The organism is Candidatus Poriferisodalis sp. (assembly GCF_965262965.1).
Classification (GTDB): Bacteria; Actinomycetota; Acidimicrobiia; order Acidimicrobiales; family Poriferisodalaceae; genus Poriferisodalis.
On the sequence record NZ_OZ253573.1, the window covers coordinates 2,896,801 to 2,912,162 of the forward strand.

The 15,362-nt window shown below is 65.4% G+C and carries 12 protein-coding genes and 2 pseudogenes; 7 read left to right on the forward strand and 7 right to left on the reverse strand.

Annotated features, from left to right (window positions below; genetic code table 11):
• Both ACQY5K_RS13950 and ACQY5K_RS13955 read left to right on the forward strand, forming a co-directional pair.
• Positions 1-1,176, forward strand: coding sequence for a S16 family serine protease (locus tag ACQY5K_RS13950; RefSeq protein ID WP_428116350.1), 1,176 nt, complete (start codon positions 1-3; stop codon positions 1,174-1,176).
• A gap of 337 nt (positions 1,177-1,513) precedes the next feature.
• Positions 1,514-1,817: pseudogene (locus ACQY5K_RS13955) on the forward strand (transposase); the annotation flags it as partial.
• Between the two features lie 139 nt (positions 1,818-1,956).
• On the opposite strand, the gene ACQY5K_RS13960 reads toward ACQY5K_RS13955, so the two are convergent.
• Both ACQY5K_RS13960 and ACQY5K_RS13965 read right to left on the reverse strand, forming a co-directional pair.
• Positions 1,957-2,211 carry a hypothetical protein gene (locus ACQY5K_RS13960; protein WP_428116353.1) on the reverse strand — a complete coding sequence of 85 codons (255 nt, stop codon included), beginning with the start codon at positions 2,209-2,211 and terminating at the stop codon, positions 1,957-1,959.
• A 63-nt stretch (positions 2,212-2,274) separates the two neighbouring features.
• Positions 2,275-2,868 carry a hypothetical protein gene (locus ACQY5K_RS13965; protein WP_428116356.1) on the reverse strand — a complete coding sequence of 198 codons (594 nt, stop codon included), beginning with the start codon at positions 2,866-2,868 and terminating at the stop codon, positions 2,275-2,277.
• Positions 2,869-3,001: 133 nt separating this feature from the next.
• On the opposite strand from ACQY5K_RS13965, the gene ACQY5K_RS13970 reads away from it, so the two are divergent.
• Positions 3,002-3,910: an IS982 family transposase gene (locus ACQY5K_RS13970; RefSeq protein WP_428116359.1), complete on the forward strand. Its 909-nt coding sequence runs from the start codon at positions 3,002-3,004 to the stop codon at positions 3,908-3,910.
• Positions 3,911-4,440: 530 nt separating this feature from the next.
• Here the strand turns inward: ACQY5K_RS13970 and ACQY5K_RS13975 are convergent.
• The 3 genes from ACQY5K_RS13975 to ACQY5K_RS13985 all read right to left on the reverse strand — a co-directional run bounded on the left by ACQY5K_RS13975 (position 4,441) and on the right by ACQY5K_RS13985 (position 6,868).
• Positions 4,441-5,496 (reverse strand): SDH family Clp fold serine proteinase, encoded by a 1,056-nt coding sequence (locus ACQY5K_RS13975; RefSeq protein ID WP_428116362.1) that lies wholly within the window; start codon positions 5,494-5,496, stop codon positions 4,441-4,443.
• The gene (locus tag ACQY5K_RS13980) at positions 5,480-5,668 is read right to left on the reverse strand and encodes a hypothetical protein (protein ID WP_428116365.1); all 189 of its coding nucleotides are present in this window, start codon (positions 5,666-5,668) and stop codon (positions 5,480-5,482) included. The genes ACQY5K_RS13975 and ACQY5K_RS13980 overlap by 17 nt, the downstream gene beginning before the upstream one ends.
• A gap of 114 nt (positions 5,669-5,782) precedes the next feature.
• Positions 5,783-6,868 carry an IS110 family transposase gene (locus ACQY5K_RS13985; RefSeq protein ID WP_428116368.1) on the reverse strand — a complete coding sequence of 362 codons (1,086 nt, stop codon included), beginning with the start codon at positions 6,866-6,868 and terminating at the stop codon, positions 5,783-5,785.
• Between the two features lie 368 nt (positions 6,869-7,236).
• Here ACQY5K_RS13985 and ACQY5K_RS13990 point away from each other — a divergent pair.
• Positions 7,237-8,218: pseudogene (locus tag ACQY5K_RS13990) on the forward strand (transposase).
• 407 nt (positions 8,219-8,625) lie between these two features.
• Here ACQY5K_RS13990 and ACQY5K_RS13995 read toward each other — a convergent pair.
• Positions 8,626-9,504: a transposase gene (locus tag ACQY5K_RS13995; protein WP_428122701.1), complete on the reverse strand. Its 879-nt coding sequence runs from the start codon at positions 9,502-9,504 to the stop codon at positions 8,626-8,628.
• Between ACQY5K_RS13995 and ACQY5K_RS14000 the strand changes: the two genes are divergently transcribed.
• Complete coding sequence (locus ACQY5K_RS14000; RefSeq protein WP_428116371.1) at positions 9,424-10,149, forward strand: hypothetical protein; 726 nt, start codon at positions 9,424-9,426, stop codon at positions 10,147-10,149. The genes ACQY5K_RS13995 and ACQY5K_RS14000 overlap by 81 nt on opposite strands.
• 303 nt (positions 10,150-10,452) lie before the next feature.
• Here the strand turns inward: ACQY5K_RS14000 and ACQY5K_RS14005 are convergent, their stop codons facing one another.
• Entirely contained in the window at positions 10,453-10,776 is a 324-nt protein-coding gene (locus ACQY5K_RS14005) for a transposase (RefSeq protein ID WP_428116373.1), read from the reverse strand.
• 533 nt (positions 10,777-11,309) lie between these two features.
• Between ACQY5K_RS14005 and ACQY5K_RS14010 the strand changes: the two genes are divergently transcribed.
• Both ACQY5K_RS14010 and ACQY5K_RS14015 read left to right on the forward strand, forming a co-directional pair.
• Positions 11,310-12,095 (forward strand): hypothetical protein, encoded by a 786-nt coding sequence (locus ACQY5K_RS14010; RefSeq protein WP_428116375.1) that lies wholly within the window; start codon positions 11,310-11,312, stop codon positions 12,093-12,095.
• Positions 12,096-12,371: 276 nt separating this feature from the next.
• Positions 12,372-15,239 (forward strand): cell wall-binding repeat-containing protein, encoded by a 2,868-nt coding sequence (locus ACQY5K_RS14015; protein ID WP_428116377.1) that lies wholly within the window; start codon positions 12,372-12,374, stop codon positions 15,237-15,239.
• Positions 15,240-15,362: the final 123 nt, after the last annotated feature.

Sequence of the window (15,362 nt, forward strand, 5' to 3'; positions counted from 1 at the left end):
GTGACCGATCCGCCCGCGGACGAGCCCAACGGAGCCGACGCCGCAAGCCGCGCCGCGATGCCGACCAGGCCAGCCGACGGGAACGACGAGCGCGGCGAAGCCATCGACGCTCAATCCGACGCGCCGCCTGAGGACGAACCGGCCACCGTCTCCGCCCAACCGCACGACACGACGCAGATGCCGTTGTGGTTCGTCGTTGCGTTCTTCGCGCAGCTGGCTGTGGCAATTGTGATCATCGCCGGGCTGCGGTTGACCTTCGAGGACAAGGTGGTCGTGTCGCCGGGCGGGACGTTCGACGTCGAGGAGTTCGTCCACGTCGTCGATCATCCGGAGTACGCGTCGGACGCCTCGATCAGCCTCGTCAGCGTTCGCGCCAGCTTCGTTCCCTCTCTGTTCGAAGTCATCGGCGGCTGGCTGGACGGTGCCCTCGAAGTCGTCGAGGTAGAGAAAATCCTCGGAGAGCGCACCGTCGCGGAGAACCGTGAAGACGGACGCCTCCAGATGGATCAGTCCACGCAGATCGCCGTGGCGGTTGGCCTCGAGCATCTGGGCTACGAGATCATGACGCCGATCGGTGCCCGAGTGGAGCGGGTGATGTCCGACTCACCTGCTGAGGATGCCCTGCGGTCCGGCGACATCGTGCAGTTCGTCGACGGCGATCCCGTCATGACCGCAGCCGGGCTGGCCGAGATGATCCGCTCGCATGAACCAGGTGCCGTCGTCGTGCTGACTGCCCTCGACCCCGATGGCGAGACCCGCCCCGTCACCGTCACCCTCGCCGATCGCGACGGCGTCACTCTGCTCGGCGTCATCGTCACGACTCACGTCGAATTCGCCGAGCTCCCGATCGATGTGAGGCTCAACGTGGACAACATCGGCGGTCCCTCCGCCGGCCTGGCGTTCACCCTGTCGGTGATCGATGCGCTGACGCCCGAACCCCTCACGGGCGACCTCGACGTGACCGCCACCGGCACGATCCATCACGACGGCTCGGTGGGCCCCATCGGCGGCGTGCCACAGAAGGCTCACGCCGTGGTTCGATCCGGCACCGACCTGTTCCTGGTGCCGTCGTCCCAAGCCGACGAAGCTGCCGCTGTCGCCGAGCCATCGGTCCCCGTCGTCGGCGTCGATTCCCTCGAAGAAGCCCTGGAAGCCATCGCTGCCCACCAGTCCTGACCGGCCGCGGTTGCGTTCTGGGAGGCCTACGTCAGTGACAATGCGGCCACAAGGGCGTGGCTCGACGCTGATTCGCCTGGGCTTTTGCCTCACCCGGAGGTGTCGTTCGAGCGGCGGTGATGCGGCGAGGGCTTATGCCGGGGTGATGGGGTCGCCTTCGAGCGAGGCCGACGATCGACTTCAGGAAGGCCGGACTGACATAGAGGACGCGTTCGCCGGTTTCGGGATGGACCCTGACGATGGGGTGCTCGGTGATCAGCAGGCGCTCTTGTACGCGTTGTCCGAATGTCTCGGAGTTGGCGCTGCCGGTCAGCGTTCCGAACTGGTGTACGCCGCGCAGCCCGCCAACCGGCCCGTGTGCGTGGCGATCAGCGTGGATCTCGCCGGCGAACGCGACGTGCTGGGCCTGTGGCTCGGGCCCGCCGGCGGCGAACGCGCCGAGCAGTGGGCCACGATGCTGACCGAGCTGCGAAACCGCGGCCCCGCCGACGCGTTGATCGTGTGCCGCGACGGTAATGGCGGGCCTGCCCTCCTCGATCCGCGCCGCCCGGCCCGGAGCGACAGCCCAGACGTGCGCGGTGCACATGGTCCGAAACAGCCTGCGCTATGCGTCCACCAAGCACTGGGGCCAGATCACCAAAGGCAGGTAAGTGATGTGACCCGCTCGCCAAGCATCCTGCAACGATGGCCGTAAGGGGCGGAAGACATCGCATGAGTTGGCCGAGCATCAGTTGACAACGATGCTCGCGGCGTGCCATGCGCTGCACCTGACTCTAAGTCTCAGAACAGTGCTTGCGCGACCAGCGTGATGACGATACCAACGATTGTTGCGATGGCATAACCCGCAATTTGGTGTTGCTCTCCGTTGTCGAGGTCGCGGCGGATCTGTTCCTCGCCTGTGAGGAGCGCTTGCGGCCCCATGCTGAGTTCGTAGCTGCAATTCGAGATGCGGTCCGGGTCGAACGGCGCTACCAGCTGTTCGTCCACCAAGCGCGATTGCATCGTCTCCGACGACCAGAAACCGGTCACACGCATACCTCCAGATCTTCTTCGGGCTGGCGCTAACGCAGCCTCATGGCCGCGTTGGGCCTCGGCACGCTACGTCAGATCAACGTCGGCGGACGGTAGGCGCTCGTTGCACACGGTCGCGAGCTTGACGCCGAAGACTGCGACGTCCGCGAGCCTCTCGTCACGGAATGCGTTCCAGCTTTCCTGCTCGACAGCGTCAGCAAGCATCCCAGCCAGCTTGGTGACGTGGAACGTGTAGTGCCGCAGCTGTTCAATCTTCGAGAGGCCGAACACGTCAGGGTGGAACTGCCGATCGTGAGCGAGTTGCGCAATCTGGACTTCGTCCCAGCGTCGGGACGAGGCGAGCGCGTCGGCACCTACGAGTTCGACCCGCTCAATTGTGGAGACGTGGCGAAACATGCTGGATGCCTCGACGGCTCGGATTCGGTCCTCATAGGCCTGACGCAATGAGAGGCCAGACTGGTCGGCGAGCTGTGCAGCTAGCTGCCGCATCGACTCTGCGGCTGCCACGACCTGCTGGGTGGTCGCCGGCTCGTTGTGTTCGATGTGCTCGCAGAACGCGGCACAGGCCGACGCTGAGCGAATGAGAGAGAACGCGGCGCGGCCGAGCGCGGCTTCGCTTGGCTCCCTTCGGGTGTCTGTTCGCGGATCGTGGATCGTCATGCCTTGCCCGACCTCAAATTACATGCCCGTGACCCTAGATGATTAGTTCCAAGGGGTCGGGTCCACCGGTTGTGGGGTGAGGGTGTCCAAGCTCGGGGTGTGAAACAACACCTCGATCTCGCAGGACCGGAGCATGAACCCGGACTTGGACACCCTTGCGACCGCACTGTATGTGCGGATCGATGACCTGTTGGCGCAGAACCCTCATTGGGTGCCGCAGCGGCCTGCGGTGGGGTTCGCCCCGAAGCTGTCGGACGCGGAGCTGATCACCCTGGCGGTGATCTCGGCGCTGCTGGGCTATGACAACGAGTCGCAGTTCGTGCGCTACGCGAAAGCGCATCTGCGGCCGTGGTTCGCGTACCTGCCCAACCGCGACGGCTACAACAAGCGGCTGCGGCGCAGCGCCGAGATGATCGCTCGTGTCATGGGATGCCTCGCACGCGAGTGCGAGTCGTGGCACGACGACGTGTGGCTGGTCGACTCCACCCCGGTCGAGTGCGGCACCAGCCGCGAGACCCAAAAGCGCTCTGACCTCGCCCGATGGGCCCAATACGGCTGGTGCGCGTCGCATTCGCGGTACTTCTGGGGTCTGCGGCTGCACCTTGTGGCCACCCCGGCGGGGCTGCCGATCGCGTTCGCTCTCGCCGGCGCGAAAGCCGACGAACGCGAAGTCTGCGCGGACATGATCGCCGCGGCCGGGATCGCCCGGCCCGGCCAGACACTCATCGCCGACAACCGCTACAGACGCGCCGCGTTCGAACGTCAGCTCAACCAAGCCGGCATCACCCTGCTCCGCCCCGCCACCCGATCCGAGGCCCCACGGCCCGGCGCAAGGTTCCTGCGGCCCTTGCGCCAGATCATCGAATCGATCAACCAGACCCTCAAAGGCCAGCTCAGCCTCGAACGCCACAAAGGCCGCACCCGCTCCGGCGTCGCCGTGCGCATCCTCACACGGCTCCTCGCCCTCACCACCGCCATCTGGCACAACGAGACCCACCGACACAGCCGACCAGCACGCTCACTCACCGCCTACGACCACTGACCCCTTGGAACTAATCATCTAGTACTGAGGAAGAGCATCGGAGCGACTCCAGACGAAGCGGAGAGCTTGCAGCGGGTGATATCCCATCCGGCACGGGAAATGATCCCCACTGCCACATGGGACATCATCGAACAAGCTGCCATCAACGCAAGACAGTCCACCGCAGCCATCCGCTCGGAGATCGATCACAAGCGCCTGACCGCACGGGCGAAACGATCACATCGCGGACGCTAAGGCGGTCTCAGCAAACGGGCAGCGCTCGCCAAACCCGGACCGCGCCGCTTCCTTCGTGTCCGCCAGCACTCAATCGAAGCGGCGAAGCACCGTCAACGGCAGGATCACCTTTCGGCACTCGTTGCGCTCGTACGGGCTGCGGAGCAGATGCAGCACCCCTGACCGCATCGCTCTTGCGATAGCTCTTGTCGGCGATGTGGGTCTGGTCCGCCACCCGATCCGCGCCCCAGCGCCGGGGCGCCTTGACCAACTAACTGACTGGCCAACGGGGGAAGTGCCCTCTATGTCCAGAACAGCTAGCGGCCGCGCCCCTTCTGGTTGCCTGATCGCTGGTTATTGCGGCGTTGCTCACGATTCGGATTCGGCTGCGCTCCTGACGGGATCTGAGGCGCGGGCTGCCCTTGTTGCATGAGGAATTGTCCGGTCATCTCCAGGTACGCCCGGCCGTGATGATTCTCGATCAGCTTGGTTGTCCCCGTGTTGTTGAAGGTGTGCCTCACTGCGTGGTGAACCGACAGCACGAGATCCTGCAGTTCTTGATCGTCTTCGAGACGAGTCACCTTCAGACCCTGCCCCAGAGCATCGCTGATTGTGACAGGTCTTCCGTGAGACTTGAATTCCGAGAAGTCAGCGAACCACTCCGCAACGGCCCTTGACTTGTCGCGATCGCCTTGGAGCATGTGCGCCTCGAGTTGTTCGGCGACGAAACGCTCGGCTTGCTCACGCGAATGGATGCACTGCGCTATCAGGCCAGGCAGGAGCGCACGCAGCAGCGGGAGCCACGCTCCGATGTTGCCAGGAACCTGACATTCGGCTTTCGCCATCTCGAATTGGTCCAAGATGGCCTGAGCCGGAGCCGATCGCGGACCCTCGGGCGTGTGCAAGGTGAACTGTGGATCGATCGGGCCGAGCTGCGAGTGCGTTCCCATGAGTATCTCGTCGCACGCCAACGACATCATGGTCGCTGCCGACATCGCAGCGACCGGCACCACAGCTCGGATGTGATCAAACCTCGAACGGAGGTACCCCATGATGGCCTCAGCGGCCTCGGGACTGCCACCGGGACTCGTGAGGATCAGGTCAAGTTCTCGCTCAGAGACGTTGGACACAGCCTCCATGAACCCTTGCTTGTCGCCGAGGTTGAGAGACAGAGCATCGCCGTTTGGAGCCGGCTTGTTCTCCAGCCAGCAGGTGCCGTAGAAGATCGTGGCCCGACCCGTGTGCTCCGAGAGGGCATTGAGGTACTTGCGGCGGAGCAGATCGTGAGGCGAGGAGTCACCTGGTTTGGGCGACTTGTCAGCGGCCTGCTTCAGGTTCCGGAGCTCACGAATCTGCTCACCCCATGTCGGCACTCGGCACCCAAGCCGACGAGTTTGAGGCAACGTAACGAGGAACTAGCGGTGCAGACGCAGCTACGGCGGCGAAGTACGGGGCTTCCGCGGCCTCGTACGCAGCAACGAGATCAGCGACTCCAGCTTCGTGCTTCTTGAGCTTCGATTCCAGTTCAGCATCGATATCGCTCATGCCACCCCTCCGGGACGCTTCACCCGAACGGTACTACGACCTCTTTGGGTCCGCACCCCCCGTCTGGCAACAGCCCCCGTTGGCCGGTCAGTGGGCCTGTCAGACGCTCCCTTGTCAAGCGGCGAGTGTGAGAGTGGAGTTTCTGGCGGTTTCGTCGCGCCACATTCGGCGGATGATGCGGTTGGCGAGCTGGCGTTTGTGGGCTCGTCGGGCTTCGCGTCGGGTCTTGCCCTCGGTGGCTTTGCGGGCGAGGTAGGCAGCGGCTTCGGGCTGGCTGCGCTGCTGGGTGACCGACGCGATGTAGAGGACGCTGTTGATGCGCCGGTTGCCTCTGAAGTCGAGCCGGTGCTTGACCGGGTTGGCGGCGCCCTCGCCCGATGACAGCGCAACGGCGCCGGTTCCGCTCCAGCGGGCGAACTTTGACTCGCGGCTGAACCGGTGGGGGTCGCCGACCTCGCACAGCAGGGTCGCTGCTGCGATGGGGCCGATGCCGGTTTCGTCGCGCAGGGTGGTGCCGTGGTGGTCTGCCAGCTCGTCGATGAGGCGCTCAAGGCGTCTGATCTCGCGACGCGCTGTGCGGTCCTGGTCGATGAAGGCTTGGAGCCATTCGAGGCGGTACTTGCCGGCGGGCGTCGTGTCGATGTCGGGGTCGATGTCGGCGAGGCGGCGCAGCCGGCTCTCGATCTTGCCGTGGCTGGTGAGCTGGTCGCGGATCTCGGTCGGGAGCTTCGCGATCTGGTCGGCGACATGGTGCAAACCCAGTGTGCGGGCCGCTACCAGGGCTCGGCGGTGCTCGAGCACGGCCTCGATCTTGGCCACCAGCGGGTCATAGACCTCCAGCGCCTGGACGGGTCCCAGGGTCGGCTCGGCCCCCAGCGCCCGTGCCGAGGCGACGGCGTCGACGGCGTCTGTCTTGCCCAGCTGACGCGAGCGGCGCTGAGCTGCTGAGCGGGACGGCGGGACCTCGCGGGCGTCGAACCCCGCCGCGGCCAGTGCGATCGCGACGTGCGCTCCCCACTTGGCTGACCCCTCCACACCGACCCGGCAAACGCCGTGAGCGTCGAGCAGATCGATCGCTGCGACATAACCAGCCGCTGTGTTGTCGAAGGTCTCATGGGTGATCTCGACGCCGTGGGCGTCGACGATCCCCACGGTGAAGGTGTCCTGATGAGGGTCGATGCCCCCGACTGGCGGTGTCATGCTGTGCTCCTGGCCGAAGTGAAACTCCGGTGGGTCCGGGAACGGCAGGGGCGCTTCGTCACAACCGAGTCGACACAGTCAGGCTCCCTTCACCACAGGAGCGCTCCTGCCGGCCCCACACTCGACGCGACAGGTCTGACAACAGGCGCAAGGCCACAAGTCTGGTGGAGTCAGCGCCGAGCATGGAACCGGACCGTAACCCCCTGGCCGAGGGCACCGGCAAACCCAACAGTGACACTCGGAAAGTTTGTGTATCGGGCGTGATCTGAGGGTCCGCAGCTGTGGGCTGTGGGCTGGGAAGGATCATGTCTGTGACTGATCATGACATGCCGGCTGTGCCGGTGAGCGAAGCTGCCGGCGAGGCAGCGATGGCCGACTGGGCCGAGCGGCTGGTGGCCCAGGCACGCGCCGAGGGCGTGGAGCTGACCGGCGACGGCGGCTTGTTGACCGGGCTGGTGCGCCAGGTGCCCCCGGACCGGTCTCGAGGTCGAGATGACTGAGCATCTGGGCTATGAGCGTCATGCGGTCGAGGGCCGCGGGACCCCGAACTCTCGTAATGGGTCGACCCCCAAGCGGGTGACCACCGAGATCGGCGAGGTCGATCTGCGGGTGCCTCGTGACCGTGCGGGGTCCTTCTGCCCGGTGACGGTGCCCAAGCATCGGCGCCGTCTCGACGGGCTGTCGGGCAATGTGATCTCGCTGTACGCGAAGGGGCTCACCACCGGAGAGATCGGGGCGCATCTTGAAGAGATCTATGACACCTCGGTGAGCCGGGAGACGATCCCGGTAGATCACCGACGGGATCGTCGCGGACATGGCGGTGTGGCAGAACCGGCCCCTCGACGCGGTGCACGCGGTGCTTTTGATCGACGCGACGGTGCCCACCTGCGCGGTGCACATGGCGCCAACAGCCTGCGCTACGCATCCACCAAGCACTGGGGGCCCATCACCAAGGCCACGCGCGACATCTACACGTCTTCCACCGTCGAGGCCGCCGAGGCACGCTTCGAGGCCTTCGCCGGCGACTGGGAAGGCACCTACCCCGCCATGATCGGCTCCTGGCGCCAGGCCTGGGACGAGTTCGCCCCGTTCCTGGAGTTCCCGCCCGAGCTGCGCCGCGTCGTCTGCACCACCAACGCCGTCGAGAGCCTCAACGCCCGCTTCCGCAGGGCAGTGCGCCACCGAGGACACTCCCCCAACGAACAAACAGCAACGAAGACCCTCTACCTTGTCGCCACCGCCAAACCCAAGAACCGAACCAACCTGACCGCAAAGACCAACGGCTGGACAACCATCCTGAACACACTGACCGTCCACTACGGCGACCGCATCGCCGACCACATCCGATGAACACCATCACGGCCGGTTACACAAAAATTCCGACAGTCCCAGAAGAGCCCCATACGGCGTCGGCGTTAGTCATCACCAGGAGAAGCCGGGAGGTCGTCGGATGGCTCAGGGTGAAGCCGCTGTGAACGACGAATGGTACGAATGGCCGATGAACCCCTTGGCGTGTCCCATCGCGTTGTCCTGGCTGTGGCTGCCCCCGTCGGGCTTCCTGTTAACCCTGATTTTTCATGAGAATGTCGAGGCGGGTGTTTTGAGGGTTTGAGCTGCTTGTGGTGGCTTGTTTTTGGGTCGGCGGCGGTCGGCTCGGGCAGGCGGTGCTGGTGTCGGGGCCGGTTGTGGGCGCGTTGGGGGTGTGGGGGCGTGCGGGGTCGGCAGGTGGGGTGTTGCTCGGGGCCGTTGTGGCGGTGTCAGGTGTGGGCGGCTGCGGCGAGCAGTGCTGGGGTGCCGGGGTGGTGGTCAGGCAGGCGTGCGGTGGTGCGTCGTGCGGTGCGCACGACGCGTACCGGTGTGTGCCAGAGCTGCCAGCGGAGCTGTTTGGGTGCTGGGTTTGCGAGCGCGCCGGTGAGGCGCAGGGCTTGGAACCAGCTGACCAGTGCGAGGCTGATGACGCACAGGGCTGTCCAGGCTGCGTTGGCGGCCCAGGCGCGAAACGGCATCTTGTCGAGCCCGGAGTCCTTGAGCCTCGCGATGGTGTCTTCCACTTGGGCGTGGGCTCTCATGTCGGCGTCGAGGCGTGCGGGGTCGCCGGCGGCGTCGGTGAGGAACCCCCAGTAGCGCCAGTTGGGCGAGTCGAACAAGGTGCGCTGCGCGCCGGGGTGGCCCGGCTCGCGTCGCACGATCAGCCGTGTGCGCGCAGGCCAGTGCGACAAGTCGACCGCTTCGGTGAGCTCGGTGACCTGGGCGCGTGCGCGGCGGTGGGCCTGGGAGCGAGCGCGACGCGACTGGGGGCCGCCTGTGGCGGGCTGCCAGCGGTCGGGATCGGTGCGCGCAGCCGCGATAGCGGCGGTGATCTGGGTGTTGTGGCGTGCGGTCATGAAATACGTGATGTTGCGGTCCCTGCAGCCTTGGGCGATCAGCGCGGAGCGCCCCGCGGAGTCGGTTCGCAGCCGCATCGGCTGTGCCGCTGCTGCGGGGTCGTCGCCGCGCCGGTGCCCCGCGGCGAACGCGTCGGGGAGCTGGCCGATCGAGCGGTCGAGCACTTCGAGATGATCCGCTATGTGGTTCGCGGCGGCGTTGCCCGCCCGCAGCTTGGCCCACAGCGGCTCCCCGTCGCCGGTAGAGCACAGCTCGAGTACGTCCCGAACTGGTACGGCGTCTCAGCCGACACGGCCCAGCGGGGCCTGTCTAGCCTCCGGTCCCGCAACTTGCTCGATGTCGACATCCATGTGAAGACCGCGCCACTGTCCGCCACGGGCGCCACAACAGAGCACCGCTACATAGTCACCGCCTCCGTGGTCCTCGAGTGGTCGAACATGCGCCATCGTGTTGCCGGAGTCGTCGGCGAACGGATCTCGCCATTTCACTACCGCCGCGAAGGTCCCGAAGCGATCGAACGGATGGCGACCGTGCTTGAGGAAGCGGAGGTGGTGGCCTCGGTGCTGTGGCGGCCCGTGGCGCGGCGTGGCCAAGTTGCTGCGCGCCGGGACCTGCTCGCTGCCCACGCTCGCCGATTGGCCCGTGATGGCGTCACACACTTGATCATCGAGTCCGGCGATGCAACCAGCGACCAACGCGACCAAGAAACTCTGTTGGACGTATTCGCAGCCGACGGCGGAGTGCCGTTTCGTTACGACTGGCGGTCGAAGGCCGAGCCACTCCTGTGGATTGCTGATGCCATCTGCGGTGTCACTGCAGAACACCTGCTGGGAAATTGCAACACCATCTTCGACCGGCTCGCAAACGCCGGGATCATCGAGGTGGCCAACGGATGAACAGAGATGCGAAAGCCCCGGCTCCCGTCCTAGTCGACCTGCCTTGCGGCACATCCTCGGCCTGGCACTCCGGGACTCACGTCTTTCCTCCAGAACAGCACCGGAGGACGCCCTCATTATCGGCCCATCAGGCCCAGAAGTCAACTCGGCACCAGAGCCGACCCAAAGATGACGAACGATCTGCCAGCAAACGTACAGATCCCGCGGCGAGCGACGACTCGATGAACACCCGCTCATCCAAACTCAGCCTCGCTGCCATACTGGACACCTCCATCGGTCGGTTGCATGTGTAGGCAACGGCCATCATGACCGTTCACTTGCAACCACCGATGGAGTTCGCCGTGCATAGATGGCGATGGCCCATGTCCGCAGGGAGAGCTTGGAGCCGTGCATCACCGTGCCGACCTTCACGCCGAAGTCCTTGCGGCACGTCCGGCACCGGTACGGCTGCGGTTTGCGGTTCTTGCGCTCGCACACGTCCGCGGAGTCGCAATGCGCGCAGCGCATCCCGTTCGGCCAGCGCTGAGCGACGAACCACCGCTCGGCTGCGGCCTCGTCGGGGAACAGATCGAACAGCTCGGTGAGCGTGATCCCCTTGCGGTAGTGCCTGCCCGGTGCCTTGCCCATACCCCAACTGTAGAGAGGGGGTGTTACACGCATACGCTGCGAGGCCCCCGCCCAGCGAACCGGACGGGGGCCTCAGGATCGGAGCTGGTGGGCTTCGATTCTGTGGGGGCAGCCAGGTGGCCGGGAGGGCCTCTAAAACTCATCCCGCCGGGTTCAATTCCCGGTGCCTCCACCCGGCACGCTACGCGCTGCCCACCGTTACGCGCAACCAGCGGGCTGTGTAGCCACGCGTATAAGTCCCCAACATTTTGTGAAGGCTCAAATTTCTGACAGTCCCCCAAACGCCGATCAGGCATTCTCATGAACAATCAGGGCTAACTGGCCCATGTCGTGGGCAACAGCACCGAAGCTGCCTATGTACGTGGCGACCTCTTCGAGCAGCGCCGCGAGCTGATGGTCGAGTGGGCTGACTTCGCTGCACCGCGTTGCCGGTAGCCAAGGTAACGCAAATATATCGAAAATGATTGTGGGTACGTTGCATGACGTGTCTACGGTAAGCGGCGGCCAAGGACATGAGCTGCGAGGAGTGCGTTGTGTCTGAAGAAGATCGTTCTCGCCTCTACGCTTGGTTGCGTGAGCAGATTGACGAACCGCTTGCGGAGTACCTGATGTCGTGCCTGGCGCCTGCGCCGCTGTCTGATCTCGCCACCAAGGCCGACATCGGTGCGCTCAGGGCCGCGACCAAGGCCGACATCGGTGCGCTCAGGGTCGCCACCAAGGCCGACATCGGTGCGCTCAGGGCCGCGACCAAGGCCGACATCGGTGCGCTCAGGGCCGCGACCAAGGCCGACATCGATGCGCTCAGGGCCGCGACCAAGGCCGACATCGATGCGCTCAGGGCCGCGACCAAGGCCGACATCGATGCGCTCAAGGCCGACATCGGTGCGCTCAAGGTCGCCACCAAGGCCGACATCGATGCGCTCAGGGCCGCGACCAAGGCCGACATCGGTGCGACCAAGGCCGACATCGGTGCGCTCAGGGCCGCGACCAAGGCCGACATCGGTGCGCTCAGGGCCGCGACCAAGGCCGACATCGATGCGCTCAGGGCCGACGTTGGCGGACTCCGATCTGATCTCGGCAAGCTCGAGTCCAGATTCGACCAGTTGTTCGTGCTGCGCGAGGCGGACCGCAAGCAAGCCGCGGAACTGCGCGAGGCGGACCGCAAGCAAGCCGCTGCGCTGCGCGAGGCAGACCATGCCCTCGCTGCCAAGCGCCACAGGCGGTTGTCATGGGCGGGCGCCGGGATCGCCGTCGAGATCGTGGCCGCCGAAGCCGGCATGTTTCAGCGGCTCAGCGACTTGCTGGCAGCCGTTTTCTGAGCGGCCGGCTCCGTACCTGACGTCCGCTGCGGCGCCTGCGTGCTCGGCTGATTGCGGAACCGAGACGAATCGCGAGAATCCCCTATCGCCCCGCAGCGCAGACCGGTAGGCTGAGGTCTTGGTCCAGCACATGGATCAACAGGTGAGTCCGATGCGTGGAAAGCCGCGAGGCGGGCTCGTCAACCGGCCGGCGCTGTCACAGATTGCCGGCCGGCGCGGTTTTACATTGCATAGCGGGAGCACTTCCCGTTGTACGGAACAAGGAGAAACGGAACCTTGACTATTCGAACGAAGCGGCGGGGCAGGCGCTCCCTGGCTGCGATTGCGGCAGCGTTGCTCATGGCATCGGTGCTCGCGGTCGTGACAGGCGCTCCAGCCCAAGCCGCAAACACATCCAGCGAGGCGCTGGTCGACACGAACGACGACGGCGTCGGCGACGCCCGTGAGTTCGGCGGACGCGACCGCTATGACACGGCGAACCGCCTCGCTGCGAACTTCGGCAAGGCCGAAGGCCTGGGCCGAGTGCCGGTGGCCTTCGTGGCTTCCGGCTACATGCTGGTGGATGCGATCTCGGTTGCCGGTCTGGCCGGCTTCCTGGACGCACCCGTGCTGCTGACACCCTCCGAAAGCCTCAACGGCGGCGTGGCCGACTTCATCGAGGATTACGGCGTGCAAACCGTCCACGTGCTGGGCGGACCTGCTGCTGTGTCCGACGCGGTGGTGACGGCCATCGAGGGGCTGGCGAACAAGCCCATGGTGACCCGCATCTATGGCGACGACCGCTACGCGACGGCTGCTGCGATTGCCTCACAGCTGGGCAGTGGCGCAGCATGGTGCGGCGGCGCGGAAGCCGCGGCGATCCTTGCGAACGGCGGCGACATGTCGCTGGCGTACGCGATGGCGATCAGCCCGGTGGCGAACCGCCTGCAGCTGCCGCTGCTGCTCACCGCTTCCGATGAGCTGCCTTCGGCTACCGAAGACTTCATCACCGATCAGGACATCGAGCATGTCGTGATCATGGGCGGCGAGTCCAGCGTGTCCGACGACGTGTCGGCGGCGCTGACTTCCGCAGGAGTCAACACGGTTACCCGCATCGACGGCGACACGCCCGCGGCCGCATCGGCTGCGCTGGCGAAGCTGGCCACCAACGGCTGCCGCGGCGACCTTGGCCTCGTGTCGGCCAACACGGTGGCGTTGGTCGCCGAGAGCGGCCTGCCCGACGGCGTGGCCGCGTCACCGATACTGGCGTCGAGCTACCAGACCGACACCTTGGTGCCGATGCTGATCGTGGGCGACACGCTGCCCGCTTCGGTGAGCGACTATCTCGCCGCGACGCCGGCGCTGTCTGGCACAAGCAAGCAGCACCTGAACATCGTCGCCATCGGCGGCGACGCTGCGGTGAGCCCGAGCGTCATGAAAGCTGCGCTTGCTGCTGCAGCCTCCGCCGACGCGCTCTCCGTGCAGATCACCGGCGAAATTATGGTACCCGGCAGCAGCCCCACCGAGTACAAGCCTCCGCAAGCGGGTGACGATGAAATCATGCTGCGGTTCAGCGACAACATCGTCGCCGACGTCACGGACAACCCGGCGTTGACCAACCTGATTCGCGACAACTTGAAGATCAACGGTGCGCCGGCGCGGTTTGACACTACCGGTGTCATCAGTGACGACGAAGATGGTGCAGTAGACGACGCTTGCACTCCTGACGCTGTCGAGGTCACCCTTGCCTCCAAGCTCAAGGCTGGCGACGTGATCTCGCTTGCGGGCGGCGCGAAGTTCGGCAGTGCCATGGACCGTCGGACGGTTGCCGGTGCGTCGGTCACCGTGCCTGCTATGGCACGCGACACCACCGCTCCAGTCGTGAATGTCATCGCCATCGACGCGACCGCAACCGGCGTCTCAGACGTTGCCTTGGTGCGGTTCGACTCGATGAGCCTCGATACCATGAACAACAACGACACGGTTGATGCCGACGAGATCATGATCACCAGCACGACCACGAAGGTTCCGGCAGCGAGTCTAACACTCGCAAATAACGAGACCATCGCGGCGAACACGGCGGATGCCGACGGCGCGCCGACAGGCACCGACGCAGACTTGGTCGCAGGCGACCGGATCACCATCAAGAGCGGTGCCTTGGTTGACGAGGCAGGCAACAAGAGCCGTGCTCGCACCTTCACCGTGCTGGCTGCTCAAGCGAGTCCGCGGATCACTGCGGTCACCATGAGCGAGCAGAAGCACACGGCGCAGGCCGCCGCTACGGTGCCGGCTGGGATTGCCCCGCTGGTGGGCACCGCCGGCATCAAGATCATGGCCAAGATGGGCGGAGCCGCTGACGGTGCCGCAGGCAATGGCTGGGATATTGCGTTCGACAGGGCGACTGGCTGGAAAGATGACGCCAAGGCCGCAGTCGACATAGACGTGTGGGTGAACGCCAAGGACCAGCTGGTGTCGGTGCGGTTCAACAGCGGCAATGCCAAGTTCGCTGACCTGCAGTCGGCGCTGGAAGGCAACAGTGCTTTCGACGCCTTGTTCAAGGTGACGCTGCCTGCTGCCGCTGATGGCGGTGCATGTGGTGCGACAGCCAACAACCCGCTGGAGATCGCCGGCTTCACCCGTGGTTCGTCGGAGAAGACCACTGGCGGCATGACGGCAGTTGCTGTCGAGGTCAGGTTCAACACCTACGTCGCGACCATCGACGTTACGGAGAATCTGGCTGACGATGTCTTCATGCGAGTCAGGGCGCGGTACAACGACGTCGCGGTCGCGGCTGCAGTTTTCGCCTCGACGGACGCTATTGCGGGGTCCATCAATGGCCTCGAGGGCTCCGACCTCGCGGCGAGGCTGGTGGCGGCCGGCGGTACCAACGAGCCTCTTGCTAACGTGGCTAATCTCGCGAGCGGCGCCCCGGCGACCACAGTCCGCTACGAGCTGGTAACCAACAACACGGACTTGCTGCCCAAGGTCCGGGACTTGGTGGACACGGCTGTTGGCACGACCGACGACGATCAAGTTGCGAGCGGCTATGCCGCAGATGTTGATGGGACGGTCGGCGTCGACGAGGGCCGCAATGCGAAGTCGCAGGTGCGCATCGGCCAGAGCAGCAGCGTGAAGGCACCCGCCTTCGCGCCGGAGACCAACTAGGCCTTAGCTGCACAGCTGACCTGAACCGCTGGGCGGCTTTCCTGCCCGACCGGTACAGCCCAGACTGAGAGGGACCCCGGGGCATCAGCCCCGGGGTTCTTCGCGTCTGGTCGTCCGTCGACC

What these genes read in the sequence shown, in the direction of transcription:
- ACQY5K_RS13960 (WP_428116353.1), bottom strand. Translation starts at nt 2,211, where the DNA reads ATGCGTGTGACCGGTTTCTGGTCGTCGGAGACGATGCAATCGCGCTTG.
- ACQY5K_RS13965 (WP_428116356.1), bottom strand. Translation starts at nt 2,868, where the DNA reads ATGACGATCCACGATCCGCGAACAGACACCCGAAGGGAGCCAAGCGAA.
- ACQY5K_RS13970 (WP_428116359.1), top strand. Translation starts at nt 3,002, where the DNA reads ATGAACCCGGACTTGGACACCCTTGCGACCGCACTGTATGTGCGGATC.
- ACQY5K_RS13980 (WP_428116365.1), bottom strand. Translation starts at nt 5,668, where the DNA reads ATGAGCGATATCGATGCTGAACTGGAATCGAAGCTCAAGAAGCACGAA.
- ACQY5K_RS13985 (WP_428116368.1), bottom strand. Translation starts at nt 6,868, where the DNA reads ATGACACCGCCAGTCGGGGGCATCGACCCTCATCAGGACACCTTCACC.
- ACQY5K_RS14000 (WP_428116371.1), top strand. Translation starts at nt 9,424, where the DNA reads ATGATCCGCTATGTGGTTCGCGGCGGCGTTGCCCGCCCGCAGCTTGGC.
- ACQY5K_RS14005 (WP_428116373.1), bottom strand. Translation starts at nt 10,776, where the DNA reads ATGGGCAAGGCACCGGGCAGGCACTACCGCAAGGGGATCACGCTCACC.